1 protein-coding gene is annotated in these 1,385 nt (G+C 78.1%); it reads right to left on the reverse strand.

The window, feature by feature from the left end; all coding sequences use genetic code 11:
* Positions 1–87: 87 nt before the first annotated feature.
* Positions 88–1,385 (reverse strand): DUF5719 family protein (locus tag ACFXAM_RS38755; RefSeq protein ID WP_380298632.1); only part of this gene is annotated, 1,298 nt, incomplete at its 5' end.

Below are 1,385 nucleotides of genomic sequence, written 5' to 3' on the forward strand. Positions count from 1 at the left end.
GGGGCTCCTCCTTGTCCGCCCCGCCCCCCCGCCGGGGGGGCCCCCCCCCGCCGCCGGGGGCCCCCCCGGGCGCCGTCGCGGGGGTGTTCAGCGCAGGACCACGCCCGGGTCCTGGGCGGCCTGCGGGACCTTGACGCTGGAGCGGTCGTCGCGCAGCGCCTGGACGGTGAACATCGGCACGTCCTTGACGGGGATCGCGAGCATCCGGGCGGCGGCGACCGGGCCGCCGGAGACGGTCTCCACGGTGAGCGCGAAGCTGCCGTTCAGCCCGGCGGGCTCGGGCGCCGGGAGGGCGACGGTGCCGCCGGCGGGCAGCTGGACCTCCTGGGTGGCGGGGGTGCCGCCGCCGGTGCCGGCCGAGGCGGTGACCCGGACGGTGGCGGCCTCGCCGGTGGAGGTGAGGAAGAGCGTGGACGCCCCGCCGCCCCGGTTGTCGGCGACGGTGGCGCGGGCACCGACCGGCACGGTGCCGGCCAGCCAGGCGGCGTCGGACTTGCCGCCGGCCCCGGCGCGGTCGATCCGCAGGCCGGCCACCACGGGGGTGGGGTGCTTGTCGTCGCTGGGCGACACCCGCAGGCCGGCGACCTCGTCGCGGGTGACCTTGCCGAGGTCGACGGCGGCCACCATGCCGGCCTTGACGTGGATGGACTCGTTGCCGGCCGGGGTGAACCAGCCGTTCTTGCCGGAGAGCTCGATCTTCAGGTCGGCGTCGTCCTCCGGCGGGGCCCAGACGACCAGGCGGGCGGCCGAGGTGTCGGCGGGCAGGCCGGGCATGACCTGGACGGGCGCGGGGTCGGCGGAGGCGGGCACCCAGTCGGCGCCCTTGCCGGCGTCGGCGGCGTGCAGGGCGGCGCCGACCCGGCCGGTGCGGGCGACCACGTGCACGGCGAGGTCGGCGACCTGGCCCTTGCTCAGGGTCGACAGCAGCACCGACTGCGAGCTGCCGGGGGCGATGGTGATGCCGTTGGCGGCGTCGTTCTCGATCAGGCCCTTGTCGCCGTAGAGCTTGAGGTCGACCACGGCGGCACTGGATTCGGTGTTGACCAGGCTGATGTAGTCGGTGCGGCCCTCGGCGGTGGAGCCGCCGGCGAACCAGAAGCCGGTGCCGGACGGCGTGCAGGTGATCCCGGACAGGCCCAGGCCGCGCTGCTCGGTGACGGTGGTGGTCTGGGTGACGGTGAAGCCGGGGGCGAGCGCGCCGGTGGCGACCGCCCCGCTGCCGGGGGCCGTGTCGCCGTTGGCGGCGGGGGCGGTCACCGGGGTGCCGGGCCTGGCCAGGGTGAGCCGGGCGTCGGAGGGCGCGGCGTCCTTGTCGGCGGCCGGCGCGGCGGTGGGGGCCGCGGGTGCGCCGGTGGCGGCCGGGGTCGCGGGCGCGGTGCCCGGCG

Origin of the sequence: Kitasatospora sp. NPDC059462 (assembly GCF_042749955.1) — a bacterium.
GTDB lineage: Bacteria > Actinomycetota > Actinomycetes > Streptomycetales > Streptomycetaceae > Kitasatospora.